Genomic DNA, 22,061 nt, shown 5'->3' on the forward strand with positions numbered 1-22,061 from the left:
GCGACGTGATTCACGTCTTGTCTCCTGAATGCGCCGCCCGTTTTATGGTTGTGGTGGGCGGCTGCCGAACTTCAGATCGGTTAAATCGGATAGTGGCGCGGCGTATTCTGCAAGGTGATCCAGCGCAGCTCCGTAAATTCCGCAATCGACGCCTTGCCGCCAAAACGGCCGTAACCGCTGCTCTTCACGCCGCCAAACGGCATCTGTGCCTCGTCGTGCACGGTGGGGCCGTTGATGTGGCAGATGCCCGATTCGATACGCTGCGCGACTCGCATGGCGCGCGACACATCGCGGCTGAACACGGCGGCCGACAAGCCGTATTCGCTGTCGTTGGCCAGGCGGATCGCCTCTTCATCGCCGTCCACGCGCGCCACCGTCACGACAGGGCCAAACGATTCCTCGTTGTACAGCCGCATGGCGGGTGTCACGCCATCCACGATGGCGGGCTGCACGATGGCGCCATCCATATGCAGGCCGACGGGCAGCGCAGCGCCGTGCGCACGGGCATCTTCCACCAGCGCCTGCACGCGCTTGGCCGCATCCACGCTCACCATCGCGCCCAGTTGCGCGGTGGCATCGGTCGGGTCACCCGCGCGAAGCGTGCGTGCCTTGGCGGCCAGCTTGTCGACAAGGGCATCGGCAATCTTGCGATCGGCGATGACGCGTTCGGTCGACATGCAGATCTGTCCCTGGTTGAAGAATGCGCCAAACGCAATCGCTTCCACCGCGGCATCCAGGTCGGCGTCGTCCAACACCAGCACCGGCGCCTTGCCGCCCAGTTCCAACAGCGCAGGCTTCAGATGCCGCGCCGCATGCTGCGCAATGATGCGCCCCACGTGCGTCGAACCGGTAAAGTTCACACGGCGCACGGCCGGATGCGCGATCAGGCGTTCGACCACCTGGGCGGCATCGGCCGGCGCGTTGGTCACCACGTTGACCACACCATCGCCCAGACCGGCCTCCTGCAGCACGGTGCCGATCAGCCGGTGCACGCCCGGGCACAGCTCCGATGCCTTGAGCACGACGGTGTTGCCGCATGCCAGCGGCATTGCCAGCGCACGCGTGCCCAGGATCACCGGCGCGTTCCACGGTGCAATGCCGAGCACCACGCCGCACGGCTGGCGCACGGCCATCGCAAAGTTGCCCGGCACATCCGAGGGAATGACGCTGCCGTCGATCTGCGTGGTCATGGATGCGGCTTCGCGCAGCATGTTGGCCGCCAGCATGACGTTGAAGCCGATCCAGTTGGGGCTGGCGCCGGTTTCGGCCGCGCCGGCGCGGATGAAGGCGTCGGTGTGCTGGTCCATCAAGTCGGCCGCCTTGAGCAGGCGCTTGCGGCGCTCGCCCGGCGGTAGCGCTGCCCACGCGGGAAAGGCATCGGCGGCAGCCTGGACAGCGGCGTCGGCATCCTCCAGCGTGGCCGCCGCCGCGCGCGATGCGACCGCGTCGTTGACGGGGTTGCGACGCTCGAAGGTGGCACCGTTGGCGGCCGGCCGGCTTTGTCCGCCGATCAGCAGGGTCACAAGCTGAGTCACGTCAGGCATGGGTTCGTCTCCGGGGGCGTTGGAGGGAGCGGATCAGGCGCGCTTGTACGCCTGCAGGCCCGGCTTGATCGACTTGTCATCCAGGAACTGCTTGAGGCCCTGCTCGCGACCGCCCTCCGGGTCCCGCAGCGTGGCCTGGTCGAGCTTGGCGTACAGGTAATCCTCGTTCTGCTCCCACGTCAGCTCGCGGCTGCGCTTGAAGCCGTGCTTGGCGGCACGCAGCACCACCGGGTTCTTTTCCAGCAGCTTCTCGGCCAGCGCCACGGTGCGGGCGCGCAGGTGGGCACGCGGCACGCTCTCGTTGACGAGGCCCATGGCGGCAGCCTGCTGGCCGGTGAAGGTTTCGCCGGTCATGATGTAGTAAAGCGCCTGGCGATGGCCAACGGTATCGGCCATGGCCTTGCTGACGAGGTTGCCCGGCGGGATGCCCCAGTTGATTTCCGACAGGCCGAAGGTGGCCTCGTCCGCGGCAATCGCCAGATCGCACGCCACCAGCGGCGAGAACCCGCCACCGAAGCACCAGCCGTTGACCATCGCGATGGTCGGCTTGGCATACATGCGCAGCAGCTTCCATTGCCACTGGCAGGCATCGCGGCGGATCTTCTCTTGCAGGATCTCCGGGCCCGCGTCCACTTCGCGGAAGTATTCCTTCAGGTCCATGCCCGCCGTCCAGGCATCGCCCGCGCCGGTCAGCACCAGCACCTTGGCATCGGCGTCCAGCTCCAGCGCTTCGAGCACCTGGATCATTTCCGAGTTGAGCGTCGGGCTCATGGCGTTGCGCTTCTCGGGGCGGTTGAACGTCACCCATGCAATGCCCTGGTCCACCTTCACGTCCACGGTCTGCCAGCGCCCTTGGTAATCAGCCATTTCCATCTCCTTGATCTGTCGGCTGCTTGAGACACCCGCCGCCTTGTGTGTGCGGCGTGTCTCAGCTTGGTGCCCATTTAATATCAGGTCACCTGATATAACAAGGAGATTATCATTGCCGTAAACCCTGATCCGAACGACACGTAGCAGAATGTGCGCATCTGCATAGGTGCACACCCACTCACATCCATGGCGGCCACACGAACCAAACGCAACCCACCTCAGCCCGCGCAAGAGGGGGCCCCGGCAACGTCTGCCCGACTGCCCTACCTGATCGGCCGCACTGACCGCATCGTCAAGCGGCGCCTGGGCGAAGCGCTGGCCCCGCACGGGCTGACGGTGCCGCAATTCACGGCGCTGTCCGTGCTGCACGCGCGCGGCAGCCTGTCGAACGCGCAACTGGCGGAACGCTCGTTCATGTCGCCGCAATCGGCCAATGAAGTGGTGAAGACGATGGAAGCGCGGGGCTGGGTGACGCGCACGCCCGATCCGACGCACGGCCGCATCGTCATGCTGGGCCTGACCGACGAAGCGCTCGCGCTGCTGGCGCTGTGCGACGAGGCCGTCAGCCGGTTGGAGAAGGAAATGCTGCAGGGAATCGACGTCGCGCACGCGGCATTGCTGCACGATCTGCTGCTGCAATGTGGGCGGAATCTGCGCTGAGCGGGCGCCTTCAGTTGCCCCGGCAGTCGCCGTTATTCAATGTAATAAAGTCTGATCATAGGAACATTCTGATCGACACCCCTCGGCGATAGAATGGCTGGTCGCCGCCGTTCGAGCGGCCTTCGCCCCCCCTTCAACGCACCGCGGTTCTGAAACGCCTCCATGTGGATTGTCCAACTCGCGCTGCGAAGGCCGCTGACGTTCATCGTCCTCGCCCTGCTGATCCTGCTGGCGACGCCGTTTACGCTGATGCGTACGCCCACGGACATCTTTCCGGAAATCGACATTCCGGTCGTCAGCATCATCTGGAACTACAACGGCCTGCCTGCCAAGGAGATGGCCGACCGCATCGTGTCTGTCACGGAGCGCAGCCTGACGACCACCGTCAACGACATCGAGCACATCGAGTCGCAATCGTTGAACGGCATCTCGATCGTCAAGGTGTTCTTCCAGCCGACGGCCAACATCCAGACCGCGCTGGCGCAGATCGTTTCGGTGTCGCAGGCGCAGGTGCGGCAGTTGCCACCGGGCACCACGCCGCCGCTGATCATCAAGTATTCGGCGTCGAGCATTCCGATCCTGCAGTTGGGCCTGTCGAGCAACACGCTGTCGGAGCAGGAACTCAATGATGCGGCGCTGAACTTCCTGCGCCCGCGCCTGATCACGGTGCCCGGCATCGCCGTGCCGTTCCCGTATGGCGGCAAGAGCCGGCAGATCACGGTCGATCTCGACACGCAGAAGCTGCTGGCGCAGGGCCTGACCCCCGTAGACATCGTCAACGCGGTGGGCGCACAGAACCTGATCCTGCCGGCCGGTACGCAAAAGATCGACGCTACCGAATACGGCGTCACGCTCAATGGCACGCCGGGCAGCATCGCCGCACTCAACGCCATTCCGGTCAAGACCAGCAACGGCGCCACGCTGTACCTGGGCGACGTGGCCCATGTGCGCGACGGTTTCTCGCCGCAGACCAACGTGGTGCGCCAGGACGGCCAGCGCGGCGTGCTGCTGTCCATCCTGAAGAACGGCGGTGCGTCGACGCTGGATATCGTCAGCAACATCTACAAGCTGCTGCCCACCGCCGCGGCGGCGCTTCCGCAAGACATCAAGATCACGCCGCTGTTCGATCAGTCGCTGTTCGTGAAGGCGGCCATTGAAGGGGTCATCCGCGAGGCGCTGATCGCCGCGTGCCTGACGGCCGCCATGATCCTGCTGTTCCTCGGCAACTGGCGCAGCACGGCCATCATTGCCGTGTCGATTCCGCTGTCGATCCTGTCGTCGATCATCGTGCTGCATCTGCTGGGCGAGACCATCAACCTGATGACGCTCGGCGGCCTGGCGCTCGCGGTGGGGATTCTGGTGGACGATGCCACCGTCACCATCGAGAACATCGAGCGCCATCTGCACGAGGGCAAGGAGCCGGTGACGGCCATCCTGGACGGCGCCGCCGAGATTGCCGTGCCGGCCTTCGTGTCGACCCTGTGTATCTGCATCGTGTTCGTGCCGATGTTCTTCCTCACGGGCGTGGCGCGTTACCTGTTCGTGCCAATGGCCGAAGCGGTGATCTTCGCCATGCTGGCGTCGTATGTGCTGTCGCGCACGCTGGTGCCGACGCTGGTGATGATGCTCATGACCGGCCACACGCAAGACGCCACGAAAGCCGACGCAAAACCAGGCACATTCGGCCGCATCTACCGGGCGTTCAACACGCAGTTCGAGCACATGCGCGGCAACTACGCCGCCATCCTGGGCGGGTTGCTGGAGCGCCGCCGCGTGTTCGCACTGTCGTTCCTGGGCTTCTGCGTGGCGTCGTGCGCGCTGTTCCTGGTGCTAGGCCGGGATTTCTTCCCCGATGTGGATGCCGGGCAAATCCGCCTGCACATGCGGGCACCGTCGGGCATGCGCATTGAAGAAACCGCACGCCTGGCCGACGAGGTCGAAACCGCCATCCGCGAAATCATTCCGAAAAAGGAACTGTCGACCATCCTCGACAACCTGGGCGTGCCGAACTCCGGGATCAACCTGTCGTACAGCAACGCCGGCACCATCGGCACGCTCGACGGCGAAATCCTGATCGCGCTGCAGGAAGGCGAGCGCAAGCCCAGTGCTCAGTACGTCCGCCGCCTGCGAGAAGAACTGCCCAAGCGCTTCCCGGGCGTGGAGTTCGCCTTCCAGCCTGCGGACATCGTCAGCCAGATCCTGAACTTCGGCCTGCCATCGGCCATCGACGTGCAGTTCTCGGGCGCCGACGTGGCCACCAACAAGCAGCTCGCGGGCATGCTGGCCAACCGCATCAAGCAGATTCCGGGGGCAGTCGATACACACGTGCACCAGCGCTTCGACCAGCCCACGCTGGCCCTGAACATGGACCGCATGCGCATCCAGCAGGTGGGCCTCGAAGGGCGCGACGTGGCGCAGAACCTGCTGGTCTCGCTCAGCTCGAGCTTCCAGACCTCGCCCACGTTCTGGCTGAACCCGATCAACGGCGTGGTGTACCAGGTGGCCGTCACAAGCCCGCAGTACCGCGTCGATTCCCTTGACGCACTGCTGCGCACGCCGGTGGCCGGCTCGCGCGGTGGCGCTGCACAGGCGGGCGGGCCGCAACTGCTGGGCAATCTTGTGCAGGTGAGCCCTGCCGTGCAGCCGCAGGTCGTCTCGCATTTCAACATCACCCCCGTGGTGGACGTGTATGCCGCCGTGCAGGGCCGCGACCTGGGCGCCGTCGCCAAGGAGGTGCAGAAGGCCGTCGATGACATCCGCCCCAAGCTGCCGCGCGGCGCGCAGGTCACGGTGCGCGGTCAGGTGAAGACGATGGAATCGTCCTTCATCGGCCTGGGTGTGGGGCTGGTGATGGCGATCGTGCTGGTGTACCTGCTGATCGTCGTGAACTTCCAGTCGTGGATCGACCCGCTCATCATCGTGACGGCCCTGCCGGCCGCACTGGCGGGCATCGCCTGGATGCTGTTCGTCACGGGGACAACGCTGTCGGTGCCGTCCCTCACAGGCGCAATCATGACGATGGGCGTGGCGACGGCCAACTCGATTCTGTTGATCTCGTTTGCGCGTGAGCGATTGGCCGAAGGCATTGCGCCTGTGCAGGCCGCGCTGGAAGCGGGGGCCACGCGCCTGCGCCCGGTGCTGATGACGGCCCTGGCGATGATCATCGGCATGGTGCCCATGGCGTTGGGCCTGGGCGAAGGCGCAGAACAGAACGCGCCGCTGGGGCGCGCGGTGATCGGCGGTCTGCTGTTTGCGACCGTCTCGACCCTCTTCTTTGTTCCGGTGGTGTTTGCCAGCGTGCACAACAGATTGCAGCGGCGCGCCGCCCGGCGTAGTCACGATTTGCGGGGAAGCGAAGGACATGTCTGAGCAAACATCCGGTGCCCATTCCGGGGCGCACTCTGGACACTTGGCGGACGGCCCGCCCCACCACGTCGTCACGGTAGACCCGATCGAACAGGTAGACCGCGGCCCTGCCATGCGCCGCGCACGCTGGGTCGTGATGGTCGTGGGGGTGCTCCTTGCGCTGGGCGCTGCGCGCACGCTGGTCGGCCGCTACTACAACGCGCACGCCCTGGAGCGGCAGGTGAACGCGCAGACCAGCCGCTACGTCACCACCATCGCCCCCAAACCGGCCAGCGCCAATCGCGACCTGACGCTGCCGGGCACCCTGCAGGGCTACGTTGAATCGCCCATCTATGCGCGCACCAGCGGTTACGTGCTGCGCTGGTTCAAGGACATCGGCGCCCACGTCGACAAGGGCGAAGTGCTGGCGCTGCTCGACACGCCGGAAGTCGACCAGGAACTGAACCAAGCACAGGCCACGCGCAACCAGGCCGCCGCCCGCAAGGCGCTGGCGCAGACCTCGCTCACGCGCTGGCAGAACCTGCGCCAAAAAGACGCCGTCTCTCAACAGGAACTGGATGAGCGCACCAGCGCCGCCAACCAGGCCCAGGCCGACCTGGCTGCTGCGGAAGCCAACGTGCGCCGCCTGCAGGAGCTGCAAGGCTTTCGCCGGGTGGTGGCGCCGTTTGCGGGCGTGGTGACCAAGCGCAATGTCGATGTCGGCGCGTTGGTCAATGCCGGTAATGCGGGCGCCAACCGCGAGCTGTTCACGCTTGCGCAGACCGATCCGCTGCGCATCTACCTCTATGTGCCGCAGGCGTACTCGCAACAGGTGAAGGTCGGGCAGGACGTGGCCGTGACGCTGGCCGAGCTGCCGGGCCAGACCTTCCACGGCACCATTGCGCGCGCCTCCGGCGCCATCGATGCCACCACGCGCACCATGCAGGTGGAAGTACAGTTGCCCAACAAGGACGGGCGCCTGCTGCCCGGCGCCTATGTGCAGGTCGCCATCAAGGGCACAGCCGGCGGCGACGCAGCCGGCGCCAGCGCGAAGGCAGATGCACCGGTTGCATTCACGGTGCCGACCAACACGCTCCTCTTCCGCAAGGAAGGCCCGCGCATCGCCGTGGCAGAAAACGGCCACGTCGACCTGCGCCCCGTCACCATCGGACGCGACTACGGCCGCACGGTGGAAATCATCTCCGGCCTGAAGGCGACGGACGCGCTGATCCTCAACCCGGCCGATTCCATCGAGCAGGGCGAAGCAGTGACCATCGTCACGCCGGCCCCGGCATCGGCGCCCGCGGCCTCCGCGCCGCACGCATCATGATCCGCCGACCGCGGCTGCGCACCACCGCGCTGGCGGCCTCGTTGATCGTCTCGCTGGCCGGCTGCTCGCTCGCGCCGACCTACGAGCGCCCCGCCATGGACGTGCCGGCGCACTGGCAAACCGAAGCACCGTGGCGTGCCGCGCAACCCGCCGACGCCGCGCCCAAAGGCCCGTGGTGGCAGCGCTTCAACGATCCGCAGCTCGACAAGCTGGTCACGCAGGCGCTGGCGCATAACCAATCGCTCAAGGTCGCGCTGTCGAACCTGGAGCAGGCGCAGGCGCAGACGCGCGTGGCGCGTGCCAGCCTGCTGCCGACCATCACGGCCAACAACAACGACTCGCGTACGCGCACGTCGTCGGAACGGCCGCTCTCGTCGTACACCAGTCCGACCATGTCGACCATCCAGAGCGATTTCGTGCTGCGCGCCGACGCGAGTTACGAAGCCGACCTGTTCGGCCGCGTGCGCAACACCGTCGCCAACGCGGCGGCGAGCGAAGAACAGGCCGGCGCCAATTTCGAGAACTTCCGCCTGCTGCTGGCCGCGCAGGTCGCCACCACCTGGTACAACCTGCGCGAGACCGATGCGGAAATCGCCGTGGTGCAGGAAGGGCTGGCGTTGCAGCGCAAGGCGCTGGACTTCGTCACCTCACGGCATCAGGATGGCGTGGCTTCGGGCCTCGACCTCGCGCAGCAACAGGCGCTCGTCGACAGCACCGCCACGCAGGCCGAACTGCTGACCAAGCAACGCGCGCAGTATGAACACGCGCTGGCGACGCTGGTCGGCACACCCGCACCCGCCTTCCATATCGACCCGACGCCGCTCAAGGGCACGGCACCGCAGATTCCGGTGGCGCTGCCGTCTGACGTGATCGAGCGCCGCCCCGACGTGGCCGCCGCTGAACGCGGTGCCGCTGCCGCGAACGCACAAGTTGGCGTGGCACGCGCGGCGTTCTTCCCGAGCGTGATGCTCAACGGCGGTGCCGGTTGGGAAAGCCGCGATCTCGCCCTGCTGTTTTCTGCGCCCACGCTGCTGTGGTCGTTCGGCACGCAGATCGCCCAGACGGTGTTCGACGCCGGCCGCACGCGGGGGCGCGTGGACATTGCCAATGCGGCCTACCAGGGCGCGATCGCCAACTACCGGCAGACGGTGCTGGGCGCGTTGCAGGAAGTCGAGGACGGTCTTGCGGGGCTGCAATCGCTGGACCGTGCGGCAAACCAGGCGCGCCATGCCGTGGAAAGCGCCCGCAAGGTCTATGACATTGCGAGCGTGCGCTACGAGGGCGGGCTCGCAACCTCGTTGGACGTGATCACCGCGCAGCAATCGCTGCTGAACAACCAGCGCACGGCCGTGCAGATTCTCGGCCAGCAGATGACGACGAGCGTGTTCCTCGTCAAGGCGGCGGGCGGCGACTGGAACCACGTCGCAGCCGCGCCGGCGGCCACGCGGTAGGCATCAGGCAACGCGGCGCAGGAAACCTGCGCCAACAAAGAGGCCGCCCAGCCAGCTCAGCGTGAGCGCCACGGCAACGAGCAGTTCAAGCAGATCGGTGCCGTCGCCAGGCACGCGCAGCGCCAGCGCAATCACCGCAGCCATCAGCACGCCCGCGGCCAGCACGCTCACAAGCAGCGCGCCCAGCCCGGTCGACAACGTGCGCACGACCGGCGGATGGACATGCGCCGGCGGACATAGCTCAGACATGCGCGCACGCACGTAGGCCGCCGTGCGGGTGCCGTCGGTGGCATCGGCGTGATGCCGCATCACGTGCATCCAGGTTCGGGTGTCGAGCACACCCGAACTCAGTTCTTGTGCAACGCGCCGTAGCGCCGCGCGTTCGCGTGCGTGGTCGGTGGCGTCAGAGGGCGTTTCATTGGGGGCGGGCTTGTCGAACACGGCCGGGGCGGCGGCAGGATCGGTCAGCCGCACCTCATGCCGATAGGTCACGCGCACGCGGCGCGAAAACCAGATGTACGCTGCCGTGCCGATGAGCAGCAGCGCCTCCGCTGCCAGCAGCAGCATGATCGGCATGCGCCCTGCCGTGCCGCCGGAGGCTTGTGTCGTCCACGCATGAATGCCGCCGCTCATGGCCAGCGTAGCCAGCAACTGGAGCAGGCCGTATCCGAGCCACACCATCGGAAACCAGCGCAGGCGCAGGAAGGCCAGGGTAACGAGCCCCAGCGGGAAGACGAGCCCAGCCAGTGCCGGCGCCGCCCGGGCTGGCCCACCGTTGGCCTCGCCGAGCGTGAGCATCATGCCCATCGCCAGCACGATCGCCAGCGCTGGCAGCGTGTTCAGCCACAGCAGCGTCACGAGCCAGCCGCGCACGCCGTACAGGCGATGCGCCCGTGCGCGCGCCGCCGAAATTGCCATCCAACTCTCTTGCATGAAGCTCCCCGACCGGGTCTGCCATGCGTCGCATGTGGCGCAGCATGACTTCTGAATTTTCGCGATTGTGTCACCGGGGCAAGTCAGTTGCCCCCCTCCAAAGTGGGGACAGCCGCACATTGTCGCCAATGTCTGGCCACATCCAATGCTGGCAAGGCTTTGCGGGTGATTAGTTGTTCTTAACTCAGATATTGAAAACGCTGAGTGTTGTATTGGCGTCTGCGCGCAAGCGATCCGGCACCGCGAACCCCTGCATGTCCGTTCCGCATACCGGGCCGAACCATTTGCATGCGATGTGGGCAACAAGGCTCCTTACACTCGCTGCAAACCACAAGGAAGCCGATATGCGCCCACACCGTCTGCCGCAGTGCTTGCTGTTCGCCCTCACCCTGAGCCTTGCGCTCGCCGGCGCCGCCAGTGCCGCGCCGGGGCCTGAACCGGTCGACATCCTGATCCGCAACGGCACCGTGGTCGATGGTAGCGGTGGCGCGCCGTTCGTGGCTGACGTAGGCATCCGCCACGACCGCATCGTGCTGGTGCAGCCCTCCGCCGCGGGCGTGCAGGCGAAGACGGTGCTCGATGCGCGCGGGCTGGTGGTGGCGCCGGGCTTTATTGATCCGCATACGCACGCCTATCACAACCTCGTCTCCAAAGACCGTCACCAGAACTTGCCCTATCTGCTGCAGGGCGTGACGACGGTGGTGATCGGTAATGATGGCATCGTGCTCGAAGCCGACGGGCCGGACCTCGATCGCATCGGGCCGACGCTCAAGGCACTGGAAGCCAATCGCATCGGCACCAACGTGGCCATGCTGGTGGGCCACAACGCCGTGCGCCACCGCGTGATGGGCGACGTGGACCGCGCCCCCACCGCTGACGAACTCAAAGCCATGCAGAGCCTGATGGAAGACGGCATGCGCGACGGCGCATTTGGCATGTCGACGGGCCTCGTGTACACGCCCGGCGTGTTCGCCAAAACGGACGAGGTGGTGGCGCTGGCCAAGACGGTGGCCGCGCGTGGCGGCATCTACGACACGCACCTGCGCGATGAGGGCAACTTCCGGACTGGCCTCATCAACGCTGTGAAAGAGGCGCTGGACATCGGCCGGCAGTCGGGCATCCCGATCCATATCTCGCACATCAAGGCGCTGGGCGTGGATTCGTGGGGCAAGAGCGCGGAGGTCATCGGCTTGATACGTGAGGCGCAAGCCAGCGGCATCAACGTATCGGCAAGCCAGTATCCGTACACGGCGTCGAGCACGCACATCATTCCGGCGCTGGTGCCGGGCTGGGCACGCGACGGCGGCAACGACGCGCTGCTCAAGCGCCTGGAAGACCCGGCCACGCGTGCGCGCATTGCCACCGACATGGAAAAGGCCATGCAACAGCGCAATGGGCCGGCGGCGCAGGTGCTGATTTCCACCAAGCCCGAGTACAACGGGCAATCGCTCGAAGCGCTGGGGAAGAAGCTGGGCGTGAGCCCCGTCGATGCGGCCATCAGCGTGATCCTGCATGGAGGCACGAACATCGTGTCGTTCAACATGAGCGACACCGACCTGGAAGCCTTCATGAAGCAGGACTTCGTGGTGGGCGGCTCCGACGGCATTGCCGGACACCCGCGCGAGGCCGGCACCTTTGCACGCCGCATCGGTGAATACGTCACGCGCAAGCACGTGATGACGCTGCCGTTCGCCGTTCGCCAGGCGAGCGCCCGCACCGCTGAGATCTTCGGCATCAAGGACCGCGGCACGGTGCAGGCGGGCAAGTTTGCCGATCTGGTCGTCTTCGACCCGGCCACTTATGCCGACCGCGCGAGCTATGAACAGCCGGGGCTGCCGCCTGTGGGCGTGCGCTGGGTGCTCGTCAACGGCGCGGTGGCCGTGGCCGACGGCAAGGCGGTGCCGGATGTTCTGGCGGGGCGGGCGCTGCGCAAGTGAGTCAGTCACGCGGCGCGCGCGGTGACGAAGCTCAGATCACGTCGCCGAGTTCGCGCACGTCGGTGCCGGTGCAGCACGCGAGTATCTCGGCGTCTTCCTTGCTGACTGACAGATAGACGTGGCCGACTGCGCTGTCGAAGTACAGGCTGTCGCCGGGCGCCAGGCGAAAGGCGTCGCCGTTCTCGAAGCGCAGTTCGATCTCGCCGCCCAGCACGAAGACGAATTCCTCGCCGGGGTGGCGGATGTAATCGGGAAAGTCGTCGACCGAGCGCGCGCGGATGTGTGCACGCATCGGCAGCATGCGTTTGCCGGTCAGCGCGTCGGCCAGCATGCCGTATTCGTAATTCGGCGTGTCATAGATGACCTGGCCGCCCGACGGCGTAAACGTCGGGCGTAATGGTCCGGCATCCGGCGTGCGGCGGCGGCCCAGCAGTTGCTCGAACTCCAGCCCCAATGCCTGCGCCAGGCCGGCAAACTTCTCATATGTCAGTGCAATGTCGCCGCGCTCGGCCTTGGAGATGGTCGACAACGCCACACCAGAGCGCTCCGACAGCTCCTGCAGCGTCAGCCTGCGCGCCTTGCGTGCCTCGCGAATGCGCGCCCCCACCTCCTGGTGATTGAGCTGCGCCGGTGCCTCGTCAATGGATGGATGGGCCTGGATAGCCGCTTTTGCGCTGGATGCCACGCACGTCTCCGGGTTTTCTCGTATACGAGAATTTGATTTTTCTCGTATACGATAACTCAAACCCTCCCCAGCCTCCAACCTAGGAGAGCAGCCCGTGTCGACACTCGCCCTCGACAGCCGCCCCGCGCTGTCACGCACGCAAGTCATTGCCGCTACCACCATCGGCACTGCGCTGGAGTTCTACGACTTCACGATCTATAGCTACTTCGCCATCCAGATCGGGCAACTGTTCTTTCCATCGGCATCGCCGGTGAACCAGTTCCTCCTGTCGATCGGAGTGTTTGGCGTGGGCTTTGTGGTGCGGCCGCTGGGCGGCGTCATCATCGGTGCCTATGCTGACCGCGTCGGCCGCAAGAAGGCGATGGTGCTGACCATCATGATGATGGCGCTGTCGTGCGCGCTCATCGCCACGGCGCCCACTTACGCCACGGCCGGCATCTTCGCGCCGATGATCGTGCTGGCCGCGCGCCTGATGCAAGGCTTTGCAGCAGGCGGTGAATTTGGGCCCGGCACCACGCTGCTGGTCGAATACGCAAGCGACCGCACGCGGGCGTTCTTTGCGAGCTGGAACTTTGCGGCAACCGCGTTGGGCCTCGCGCTGGGCGCGGCAGTCGCCACGCTCATCAACGTGACGCTGCCCAAGGAAGCGGTGCTCGCCTGGGGCTGGCGGCTGCCGTTCCTGCTGGGCATTTTTGCGGCCCCGGCCGGCATGCTGATCCGCCGCCGGCTGGAAGAAACGCTCGACCGCCGCGATGCGGCACCCAGCCACGCCAAGCCGCAAGGCGCGCTCAAGGCCGCGCTGACCACGCACCTGAAGCTGACCATTCTCGGCACCTTTGCTGAGCTGGGCGGCTCGGTCTCGGTGTACATCACCGCGTTTTTCCTGCCGAGCCACGCGGTGCGCACGCTGCATATGTCGCCAACGGCGGCGGTGGCTTCCGGCGTGGTCAGCTCGCTGGTGCTGTTTGTCGCCGCACCGATTGCCGGACGCCTGGCCGATCGCTACACCCGCAAGCGCCTGTTGGTCACCTCGCGCATCATCATGCTGCTGGCGGTGTACCCAGCGTTTGCCTTCCTGAGCGTGCATCCAACGCCGCTGGCGCTGTACGCGGTATCTGCATTGCTGGCGATATTCGTGGCCGCGCAGATCGTGCCCGTGCTGGTGATGATTCCGGAGCTGTTTCCCAAGCACGTACGCGCCACCGGCATTGCACTCACGTATGTGGTGAGCGCATCGTTCTTCGGCGGGTTCTCACCGTTCATCGCGAGCTGGCTGGTGGAGCGCACTGGCAACCCGCTGGCGCCGGCGTGGTATGTGGCGGCGGCGTGCCTGGTGTCACTGGTGCCGGTGATCTGGCTGCGGGACCGCACGGGCGAAGCGCTTTAAAGGGAATGCTTATGTCGCACAACGAACAACTTGTCAGCCTGTCTGCGGTGGAACTGCGCCGGCTGATCGGTGCCAAGGAAATCTCGCCCGTCGAGTTGCTCGACGCCTGCATCGCCCGCATCGAAGCCATCAATCCTGCCGTCAATGCCGTCACGGCGACGTGCTTTCCGCAGGCGCGCGAAGCCGCAAAAGCCGCAGAGCGCGCCGTGCTCAATGGCGAACCGCTCGGCCTGCTGCATGGCCTGCCGCTGGGCGTGAAGGATCTGGAAGACACAGCGGGCTTACTGACGACCTACGGCTCGCCCACCGCGCGCAGCAACGTGCCGACGCAAGACGTCTTGCTGGTCGAACGCCTGCGCGCTGCCGGCGCCGTGCTGGTGGCCAAGACCAACGTGCCGGAGTTCGGTGCCGGTGCCAACACGCGCAACCCCGTGTGGGGCGCGACAGGCAACCCGTTCAACCCGATGCTCAATGCCGGTGGTTCGTCGGGCGGCGCGGCGGCGGCGCTGGCGTGCGACATGCTGCCCGTCTGCACGGGCTCCGACACCGGCGGCTCGCTGCGCATTCCCGCATCCAAATGCGGCGTGGTGGGCTTTCGGCCATCGCCGGGGCTGGTGCCGAATTCACGCAAGAAACTCGGCTGGACGCCCATTTCGGTGGTCGGCCCGATGGGGCGCACGGTGGCCGAAGCCTGCCTGCAACTGGCCGCATCGGCGGGCCTGTCGGCAAGCGATCCGCTCAGCTTCGACGTCGATCCACGGAGCTTTCTCACGCCCGCGCCGATCGATCTGTCCACACTGCGCGTCGGCTGGACGGAAGACTTCGGCTGCTGCGATGTCGACGCCCGCATCCGCGCGGTCTTCCGCGAACGCATTGCCGCCATCGCGCCGATGTTCCGCTCATGTGAACCCGTGCAGTTCGACCTGGGCGCAGTGCACCGCTGCTTTGATGTGATCCGCGCAGAGAGCTTCGTCGCCGGCCTGCACGATGCTTATGCGCGCGACCCGGCATCGATTGGCCCCAACTCGCGCGCCAACTACGAGCTGGGCGCCGCGATGACGCTTGCCGATTGTGCGTGGGCGCAGGCTGAACAGACGCGCATCCTCAAACGCTTTCAGGCGGCATTCAGTCAGTTCGACGTGATCCTGTCGCCCACAACGCCGGTGTCGCCGTTTCCGTGGAGCGAGCTGTACGCGACACACATCGATGGCCGCGCGCAGGAGAACTATTACCGCTGGCTGGCGCTGACCTACGTGGTCACGCTGACCACGCACCCCGCGCTGTCACTGCCGTGCGGCGTTGACCACGCCGGCATGCCGTTCGGCCTGCAGATCGTCGGGCCCTTCCACGACGACCGCAAGACGCTTGCCGTGGCGCATGCGCTTGAGCAGGCTTTCGACGCGTCTGCTACGCTGCGGCGGCCGCGTCCGGACCTAGCCAAGCTTGCGCAGCCGACGCCGGCGCTGCAATCCATCGTCACCGCGCCGCCGGTGTTCGATGCCGCCACAAGCGGCATGGGCACCTCGGCCGTCTGAACCTACAACGGACCTCTTCCCGACATGACCGACATCCAACGCCTCCACACCAACGCCCGCATGAGCCAGATCGTGATCGCCAACGGCATCGTGCATCTGGCCGGGCAAGTGCCCGACATCGACTTCAAGTCGGTCACCGAGCAGACCAACAACATCCTCGAGCGCATCGATGCCCTGCTGGCCGAAGCAGGTGTCGACAAGACGCGATTGATTTCCGCCAACATCTGGCTGACCGACGCCAAACACTTTGCCGAGCTGAACGCCGCGTGGGAAGCCTGGGTGCCGGCCGGCCACGCGCCCACGCGCGCCTGCGTGCAGTCGGGCCTGATGCGCCCGGGCATCGATGTGGAAATCGCCGTCACGGCGCTGGCCAAGGGTTAAGGAGCCGGCCGCCATGCGCTTTGACACCCTTGTGCTGGGCGCCGGCATTGTCGGCGTATCGGTGGCGGTGCATCTGCAAAAACGCGGACGCGCCGTCGCCCTGGTGGACCGCCGTGCGCCGGGCTTTGAGACGTCGTTTGGCAATGCCGGGCTGATCCAGCGCGAGGGTGTGTATCCGTATGCGTTCCCGCGCGACCTGTCGACGTTGTTGCGTTATGCGAGCAACACGTCGGCGGACGTGCACTACCACCCGGGCGATCTGCCCCGGCTGCTGCCGTTTCTGTGGCAATACTGGCGCAACTCGCACCCCGCGCGCCACGCGGCGATTGCGCGTGCGTATGCGCCGCTCATTGCGCACAGCGTGAGCGAGCACCGCGCGCTGGCCGAAGCCGCCGGCGCCACGCATCTGATCCGCCCCAGCGGCTGGATCAAGGTGTTCCGCAATACCGCCACGCAGGACAAGGAAACCCGCAACGTCGAGCGTTGGCAGCGCGAATACGGTGTCGCGTTCGAAGCGCTCGACCCGGCGCGCCTCCACGTGGCGGAGCCTCATCTGGACACATCGCTGCTAGGCGGCCTGCGCTATACGGAAGCGGATTCCGTGAGCGACCCCAACGCGCTGGTCACGGCCTACGCAAAGTACTTCGAGCAACTCGGCGGCCGCCTGTTTGAAGCGGATGCCAACACGCTCACGCCCAACGCACCGTGGCTGCTGCAAACCAAGGAAGGCGAGCTGCGCGCGGACAATGTCGTCATCGCCATGGGCCCGTGGGCGGACGTCATTACCTCGCGCCTGGGCTACAGCCTGCCGCTGGCCGTCAAGCGCGGATACCACATGCACTATGCGCCCGCGCCAGGTGCGCAGTTGAACCATCCTGTGCTCGATGCGGACGGCGGTTATGTGCTGGCACCGATGGCACGCGGCATCCGCCTGACCACCGGCGCAGAACTCGCGCACCGCGATGCGCCAAAGACGCCCGTGCAGCTCAACGCGGTGGAGCCCGTCGCCCGTAAGCTGTTTCCCCTGGCCGAGCGGGTGGATACAGAACCGTGGATGGGCGCCCGCCCCTGCACGCCCGACATGTTGCCGATCATTGGGCCGGCGCCGCACCATCCAAGCCTGTGGTTCGCGTTCGGCCATGCACACCACGGCCTGACGTTGGGGCCCATTACCGGGCGATTAATTGCGGAAATGATGACGGGCGAGACATCCACCGTGGATGTTCGCCCGTTCCGTGCGCAACGCTTCTGGGATTCAGCGCGCTAGTTCAACCCGCCCTGGCACAGGTACTTGATCGACAGATAGTCGTCGAGCCCGTACTTGGAGCCCTCGCGGCCGTAGCCCGACTCCTTCACGCCGCCAAAGGGCGCCGCCTCGCTGGCGAGCGCGCCTTCGTTGATGCCGACGATGCCCGCTTCCAGCGCGCGTGATACACGCTCGATGCGGCGGATGTCTTGCGTGTAGAAGTACGAGGCCAGCCCGAACGGCGTGTCGTTGGCGGCCTGCACGGCTTCGGCTTCATCGACGAAGCGGAACAGCGGCGCAACGGGGCCGAACGTTTCTTCGCCGCACAGGGCCATGCCGCTTTTGGCATCGGCCAGCACGGTGGGCGCATAGAAGTGTTCGCCAACTTCTGGCAGGCGCTTGCCACCGGCCAGCACGCGCGCACCGTTGGCAACGGCGTCGTGCACGTGGCGTTCGATCTTGTCGACGGCGCGGGCGTTGATCATCGGGCCGATCTGCACATCCGGATCGGTGGCCGGCGCGACTTTCAGCGCGGAAACCCGCTCGGCCAGCATGGCGCCGAAGCGCTCGTACACGCCGGCCTGCACGTAGACGCGATTCGGGCACACGCAGGTCTGGCCGCCGTTGCGGAACTTGGCCGCCAGCAAACCCGTGATGGCCGCATCGAGGTCTGCGTCGTCAAACACGATGAACGGCGCGTTGCCGCCCAGCTCCAGCGACAGCTTCTTCAGCGTGCCCGCCGACTCGCGCGCCAGATACTTGCCCACCGGCGTCGAGCCCGTGAAGGTGATTTTGCGCACGCGGCTGTCTTGCAGCCAATCGGCCACGGCCTTGATGCCGCGCTCACGCGAGGCGGAAATCATGTTCAGCACGCCCGGGGGCAGCCCCGCTTCCTGCGCGAGCTGCGCCAGTGCCAGCGCCGTGAGCGGCGTGTCTTCCGCCGGCTTGGCGACCACGGTGCAGCCCGCCGCCAGCGCCGGCGCGATCTTGCGCGCAATCATCGCCAGCGGGAAATTCCACGGCGTGATGGCCGCCACGATACCCACGGGCTCCTTGACGGCGCTCATGCGTTTGCCGCGCTGCTGCTGCGGGATGAGGTCGCCGTAGATGCGCGTAGCCTCGTCAGCAAACCACGCAACGTACGACGCGCCGTACATGACCTCGCCGCGCCCTTCGGCAAACGGCTTGCCCTGCTCCAGCGAAATCAGCCTCCCCAGCGCATCGGCATTGGCAACGATGGCCGCGTGCCAGCGGCGCAAGATGGCAGCACGCTCTGCCGGCAGCGTGTCGCGCCATGCGGGAAAGGCGCGTGCTGCCGCATCGGTGGCGGCACGCGCATCAGCGGCGCTGCTGTCGGGCACGTTGGCGATGAGGCTGCCGGTGGCAGGGTCCGTCACGGCAAAGCGTGCGCCGTCGGTGCCGGCAACCCACTGGCCGTCGATCAGGTTGTCGGTGCGGACGAGCCCCGTCTGGCGGAGTTGGTCAAAGCTGAAAGCCATCGTCGATTCCTTCAATCCGCTCAACCGAGGTGCGCGGCAATCGCCTCGCCCAACTGCGTGGTATTGGCGGTGCCGCCCAGGTCAGGCGTGCGCGGGCCGTCCTTGAGCACAGCTTCGATGGCCGCGACGATGGCGTCGTGCGCGGCACGGCCTTCGCCCTGGCTTTCGGTCAGGAAGTCCAGCATCAGCGCCGCCGACCAGATCATCGCGATCGGGTTGGCGATGTTCTTGCCGTAAATGTCCGGCGCCGAGCCGTGCACCGGCTCGAACAGCGAGGGGAACGTGCGATCGGGGTTCAGGTTGGCGGAAGGTGCCAGGCCGATCGTGCCCGTCGTTGCGGGGCCAAGATCGGACAGGATGTCGCCAAACAGGTTGGTGGCGGCCACCACATCGAAGCGGCCCGGCTGCAGCACGAAGCGCGCGGTGAGGATGTCGATGTGCTGCTTGTCGAGCGTGACGTCCGGATAGTTTTGCGCGACTTCATCCGCGCGCTTGTCCCACCACGGCATGCTGATGGCGATGCCGTTGCTCTTGGTGGCGAGCGTCACGTGCTTGCGCTCGCGGCTCTGCGCGAGGTCGAAGGCGAACTTGAGCAGCCGCTCAGCACCCTTGCGCGAATAGACCGATTCCTGGATGACGATCTCGCGGTCGGTGCCTTCGTACATGATGCCGCCGAGCGATGTGTATTCGCCCTCGGTGTTTTCGCGCACGACGTAGTAGTCGATGTCGCCCGGCTTGCGATTGGCGAGCGGGCACGGCACGCCTTCAAACAAACGCACCGGGCGCAGGTTGATGTATTGATCGAACTCGCGGCGGAACTTGAGCAGCGAGCCCCACAGCGAGACGTGATCGGGCACCGTAGCCGGCCAGCCGACCGCGCCGAACAGGATGGCGTCCATGCCTTGCAGTTGCTGCTTCCAGTCGTCCGGCATCATCGTGCCGTGCTGCTGGTAGTAATCACAACTGGCCCAGTCGATGTGCTGGGTTTCGATGCTGATGCCGAAACGGCGCGCGGCGGCTTCGAGCACGCGCAGGCCTTCGGGCATCACTTCGCGGCCGATGCCGTCGCCTGGGATCACGGCGATCCGGTAAGTCTTGCGGGTCATGTCAGATCTGGTAGGAAGAGGAAAAAGAATCAGGCACCTTGCGGCGCGATGAACTCGCGGGCGAGCTTACGGGCGCCGTTGGCGAACATCAGGATATCAACACCGGTGGCGACGAAAGTGCAGCCCAGCTCCAGATAGTGACGTGCAAGCGCCGCATCGGACGTCAACGTGCCGGCGGCCTTGCCCGACGCAACAATCGTGCGCACGGCGTTGTCGATGGCCGCCTGCACATCCGGGTGGCCTGCATTGCCACGGTGGCCCATCGACGCTGCCAGATCCGCCGGGCCGATGAACACGCCGTCCACGCCATCCACATCGCAGATGGCTTCGAGGTTTTGCAGCGCGGTGACGGTCTCCGCCTGGACGAGCAGGCAGGCTTCGTCATCGGCACTCTGCAGGTAATCGGTGCGGGCGCTCCAGCGCGATGCACGGCCCACGGCACTGCCCACGCCACGCATGCCGTGCGGGGGATAGCGCACCGCGCGCACCAGCTCGCGCGCCTCTTCCGCCGTATCGACCATCGGCACGAGCAGCGTGCGCGCGCCGATGTCGAGCAAGCGCTTGATGAGCGATGGATCGCCGTTGTACGGGCGCACGATGGGCTCGGCGCGGTACGGCGCCACCGCCTGCAGTTGCGCGAGGATCGTGCGTACATCATTCGGGGCGTGCTCGCTGTCGATCAGCAGCCAGTCGAAGCCGGCAGTGGCACTCACCTCCGCCAGGTACGGATCGCTCATCGCCAGCCAGAAGCCGATCTGGCGTTGCTTGGCGGCCAGCGCGGCCTTGAAACTGTTCGGGCGGTTAAGCGCGGGCGTTTGCATTGCGTTGGTCATGCGAATGGAGTGTTTCAGAAATGGGCTCGAAGCTGATGGGTTCCACCTTGCCGAGCAGGAAGAGGTAATTCAGGATCGCGAGGCCGATCAGCGCGGCGGAAAATACCAGCGCCGGAATGAACGAACCCGTGGCGCCCACGATGGCGCCGGTGACGATCGGGCCGACCACGCCGCCCATGTTCGACACGCTGTTCTGCAGGCCCGCCACCATCGACACGTTGTTGCCCGGTGCCACATCGGCCGGCAGCGCCCACACTTGCGACGCCGCCACCGTCGTGCCCGACTTGGCGATGCACAGCAGGATGACCGCCGCCACCGCCGATTGCGCGAACGCAGCCAGCCCGATGCTCGACGCCATCACCAGGCCGATGATGAGGAACAGCTTGCGTGTGGCCGTGAGTGACAGCTTGCCCGAGGCATACACCCGGTCCGACGCCCAGCCCGCAAACACCTCCACGAACATCGACACGAACAGCGGCAGCGACGCCATGAGGCCCATCTGCATCAGGCCCATGCCGCGCTCCTTGACGAGGTACGTCGGCAGCCACGTGATGAAGAAGTATGAGTTGTAGTTGATCATGAAGAAGCCGATGCACATCGCCCAGATGTTCCGGTGCGTCAGCAGCTTCGTCCAGGGCACCTTGGGTTCATCCTTGCTACGAGCTGGCGGCAGGCCGCGCTGGATGTGGGCCAACTCGGCGGCGTTCACGCCCTTGTGCGCTTCGGGCGTTTCCTTGAACACCGCCCACCACACCACCGCCCACACAATGCCTAGGGCGCCCGTCACCGCAAAGGTGATCTTCCAATCGAACATCACCAGCAGCCACGCGATGAGCGGCAAGGCGACAGCGCTGCCCAGCTTGGAGCCGCTATCGAAAATAGCGGCCACCGTGGCACGTTCCTGCTTGGGGAACCAGCGCCCAGTGATGCCTGCGCTGCTCGGGTACGCACCCGCCTCGCCGATGCCCAACGCCACACGCAGGCCCACGAGCGACTTGAAGCCGTTTGCCAGGCCCGTCAACGCCGTCGCAACGGACCACCACAGCACCGCAAAGCCCAGCACCTTCTTCTGCCCGAAGCGGTCGGCCAGAATGCCCGCCGGCAACTGCAACAGCGCATACGACCAGAAGAACGCGGACATGACGACGCCCATCTCCACCGCGCTCAGGTGGAACTCCTTCTGGATGTGCGGCGCGGCGGCCGACAGCACGGTACGGTCGATGTAGTTGATGGCAATCGCCGCCCACATGAGGCCGGCGACGACCCAGCGCACTTTCGAGCGCGGGCCGCCCTGTGATATGTCCTGCATGGTTTGTCTC

17 protein-coding genes are annotated in these 22,061 nt (G+C 66.0%); 9 read left to right on the forward strand and 8 right to left on the reverse strand.

The features are described 5' to 3' along the window. Window positions 1-80: 80 nt before the first annotated feature. Both ACTJK4_RS19745 and ACTJK4_RS19750 read right to left on the reverse strand, forming a co-directional pair. The gene (locus ACTJK4_RS19745; RefSeq protein WP_440818743.1) at window positions 81-1,544 is read right to left on the reverse strand and encodes an aldehyde dehydrogenase; all 1,464 of its coding nucleotides are present in this window, start codon (window positions 1,542-1,544) and stop codon (window positions 81-83) included. 33 nt (window positions 1,545-1,577) lie between these two features. Next, on the reverse strand, window positions 1,578-2,411 hold the full coding sequence (locus tag ACTJK4_RS19750; protein ID WP_065859218.1) for a p-hydroxycinnamoyl CoA hydratase/lyase: 834 nt from the start codon (window positions 2,409-2,411) through the stop codon (window positions 1,578-1,580). 189 nt (window positions 2,412-2,600) lie between these two features. Here ACTJK4_RS19750 and ACTJK4_RS19755 point away from each other — a divergent pair, with 189 nt between their 5' ends. From ACTJK4_RS19755 to ACTJK4_RS19770, 4 genes are all read left to right on the forward strand, one after another. Continuing rightward, on the forward strand, window positions 2,601-3,074 hold the full coding sequence (locus ACTJK4_RS19755) for a MarR family winged helix-turn-helix transcriptional regulator (RefSeq protein WP_316879810.1): 474 nt from the start codon (window positions 2,601-2,603) through the stop codon (window positions 3,072-3,074). Between the two features lie 162 nt (window positions 3,075-3,236). Beyond that, window positions 3,237-6,443, forward strand: coding sequence for an efflux RND transporter permease subunit (locus ACTJK4_RS19760; RefSeq protein WP_440818744.1), 3,207 nt, complete (start codon window positions 3,237-3,239; stop codon window positions 6,441-6,443). Further along, window positions 6,436-7,749, forward strand: coding sequence for an efflux RND transporter periplasmic adaptor subunit (locus ACTJK4_RS19765; RefSeq protein ID WP_440077743.1), 1,314 nt, complete (start codon window positions 6,436-6,438; stop codon window positions 7,747-7,749). Before ACTJK4_RS19760 ends, ACTJK4_RS19765 begins: the two co-directional genes overlap by 8 nt. Next, window positions 7,749-9,200, forward strand: a complete 1,452-nt coding sequence (locus ACTJK4_RS19770) for an efflux transporter outer membrane subunit (RefSeq protein ID WP_440818773.1) — start codon at window positions 7,749-7,751, stop codon at window positions 9,198-9,200. Before ACTJK4_RS19765 ends, ACTJK4_RS19770 begins: the two co-directional genes overlap by 1 nt. 3 nt (window positions 9,201-9,203) lie before the next feature. Here ACTJK4_RS19770 and ACTJK4_RS19775 read toward each other — a convergent pair whose 3' ends face one another. Further along, on the reverse strand, window positions 9,204-10,118 hold the full coding sequence (locus tag ACTJK4_RS19775) for a hypothetical protein (protein ID WP_440818745.1): 915 nt from the start codon (window positions 10,116-10,118) through the stop codon (window positions 9,204-9,206). Window positions 10,119-10,477: 359 nt separating this feature from the next. On the opposite strand from ACTJK4_RS19775, the gene ACTJK4_RS19780 reads away from it, so the two are divergent. Next, window positions 10,478-12,070 carry an N-acyl-D-amino-acid deacylase family protein gene (locus ACTJK4_RS19780; RefSeq protein ID WP_440818746.1) on the forward strand — a complete coding sequence of 531 codons (1,593 nt, stop codon included), beginning with the start codon at window positions 10,478-10,480 and terminating at the stop codon, window positions 12,068-12,070. A 31-nt stretch (window positions 12,071-12,101) separates the two neighbouring features. Here the strand turns inward: ACTJK4_RS19780 and ACTJK4_RS19785 are convergent, their stop codons facing one another. Beyond that, a complete protein-coding gene (locus ACTJK4_RS19785) occupies window positions 12,102-12,755 on the reverse strand; it encodes a helix-turn-helix domain-containing protein (protein ID WP_440818747.1) in 654 nt (217 codons plus the stop codon). Window positions 12,756-12,849: 94 nt separating this feature from the next. On the opposite strand from ACTJK4_RS19785, the gene ACTJK4_RS19790 reads away from it, so the two are divergent. Genes ACTJK4_RS19790 through ACTJK4_RS19805 form a run of 4 tightly spaced genes read left to right on the forward strand, consistent with a single transcriptional unit; the run spans window position 12,850 to window position 17,325 of the window. Next, complete coding sequence (locus ACTJK4_RS19790; RefSeq protein ID WP_316879798.1) at window positions 12,850-14,142, forward strand: MFS transporter; 1,293 nt, start codon at window positions 12,850-12,852, stop codon at window positions 14,140-14,142. Window positions 14,143-14,153: 11 nt separating this feature from the next. Then, window positions 14,154-15,677 (forward strand): amidase, encoded by a 1,524-nt coding sequence (locus tag ACTJK4_RS19795; protein ID WP_440818748.1) that lies wholly within the window; start codon window positions 14,154-14,156, stop codon window positions 15,675-15,677. Between the two features lie 24 nt (window positions 15,678-15,701). Next, window positions 15,702-16,058, forward strand: coding sequence for a RidA family protein (locus tag ACTJK4_RS19800; protein ID WP_147218740.1), 357 nt, complete (start codon window positions 15,702-15,704; stop codon window positions 16,056-16,058). Window positions 16,059-16,071: 13 nt separating this feature from the next. Continuing rightward, window positions 16,072-17,325: an NAD(P)/FAD-dependent oxidoreductase gene (locus ACTJK4_RS19805; RefSeq protein WP_440818749.1), complete on the forward strand. Its 1,254-nt coding sequence runs from the start codon at window positions 16,072-16,074 to the stop codon at window positions 17,323-17,325. Here the strand turns inward: ACTJK4_RS19805 and ACTJK4_RS19810 are convergent. Genes ACTJK4_RS19810 through ACTJK4_RS19825 form a run of 4 tightly spaced genes read right to left on the reverse strand, consistent with a single transcriptional unit; the run spans window position 17,322 to window position 22,051 of the window. Then, a complete protein-coding gene (locus ACTJK4_RS19810; RefSeq protein ID WP_440818750.1) occupies window positions 17,322-18,803 on the reverse strand; it encodes an NAD-dependent succinate-semialdehyde dehydrogenase in 1,482 nt (493 codons plus the stop codon). The two genes, ACTJK4_RS19805 and ACTJK4_RS19810, sit on opposite strands and share 4 nt — an antisense overlap. Window positions 18,804-18,823: 20 nt before the next feature. Continuing rightward, on the reverse strand, window positions 18,824-19,909 hold the full coding sequence (locus ACTJK4_RS19815; RefSeq protein ID WP_260803519.1) for a tartrate dehydrogenase: 1,086 nt from the start codon (window positions 19,907-19,909) through the stop codon (window positions 18,824-18,826). 29 nt (window positions 19,910-19,938) lie between these two features. After that, the gene (hpaI, locus tag ACTJK4_RS19820) at window positions 19,939-20,742 is read right to left on the reverse strand and encodes a 4-hydroxy-2-oxoheptanedioate aldolase (RefSeq protein ID WP_316879791.1); all 804 of its coding nucleotides are present in this window, start codon (window positions 20,740-20,742) and stop codon (window positions 19,939-19,941) included. Beyond that, on the reverse strand, window positions 20,711-22,051 hold the full coding sequence (locus ACTJK4_RS19825) for an MFS transporter (RefSeq protein ID WP_440818751.1): 1,341 nt from the start codon (window positions 22,049-22,051) through the stop codon (window positions 20,711-20,713). Before ACTJK4_RS19825 ends, hpaI begins: the two co-directional genes overlap by 32 nt. Between the last annotated feature and the right edge of the window lie 10 nt (window positions 22,052-22,061).

The sequence above is a fragment of the Ralstonia sp. 22111 genome, assembly GCF_052045895.1.
In the GTDB taxonomy this organism is placed as follows: Bacteria; Pseudomonadota; Gammaproteobacteria; order Burkholderiales; family Burkholderiaceae; genus Ralstonia; species Ralstonia wenshanensis.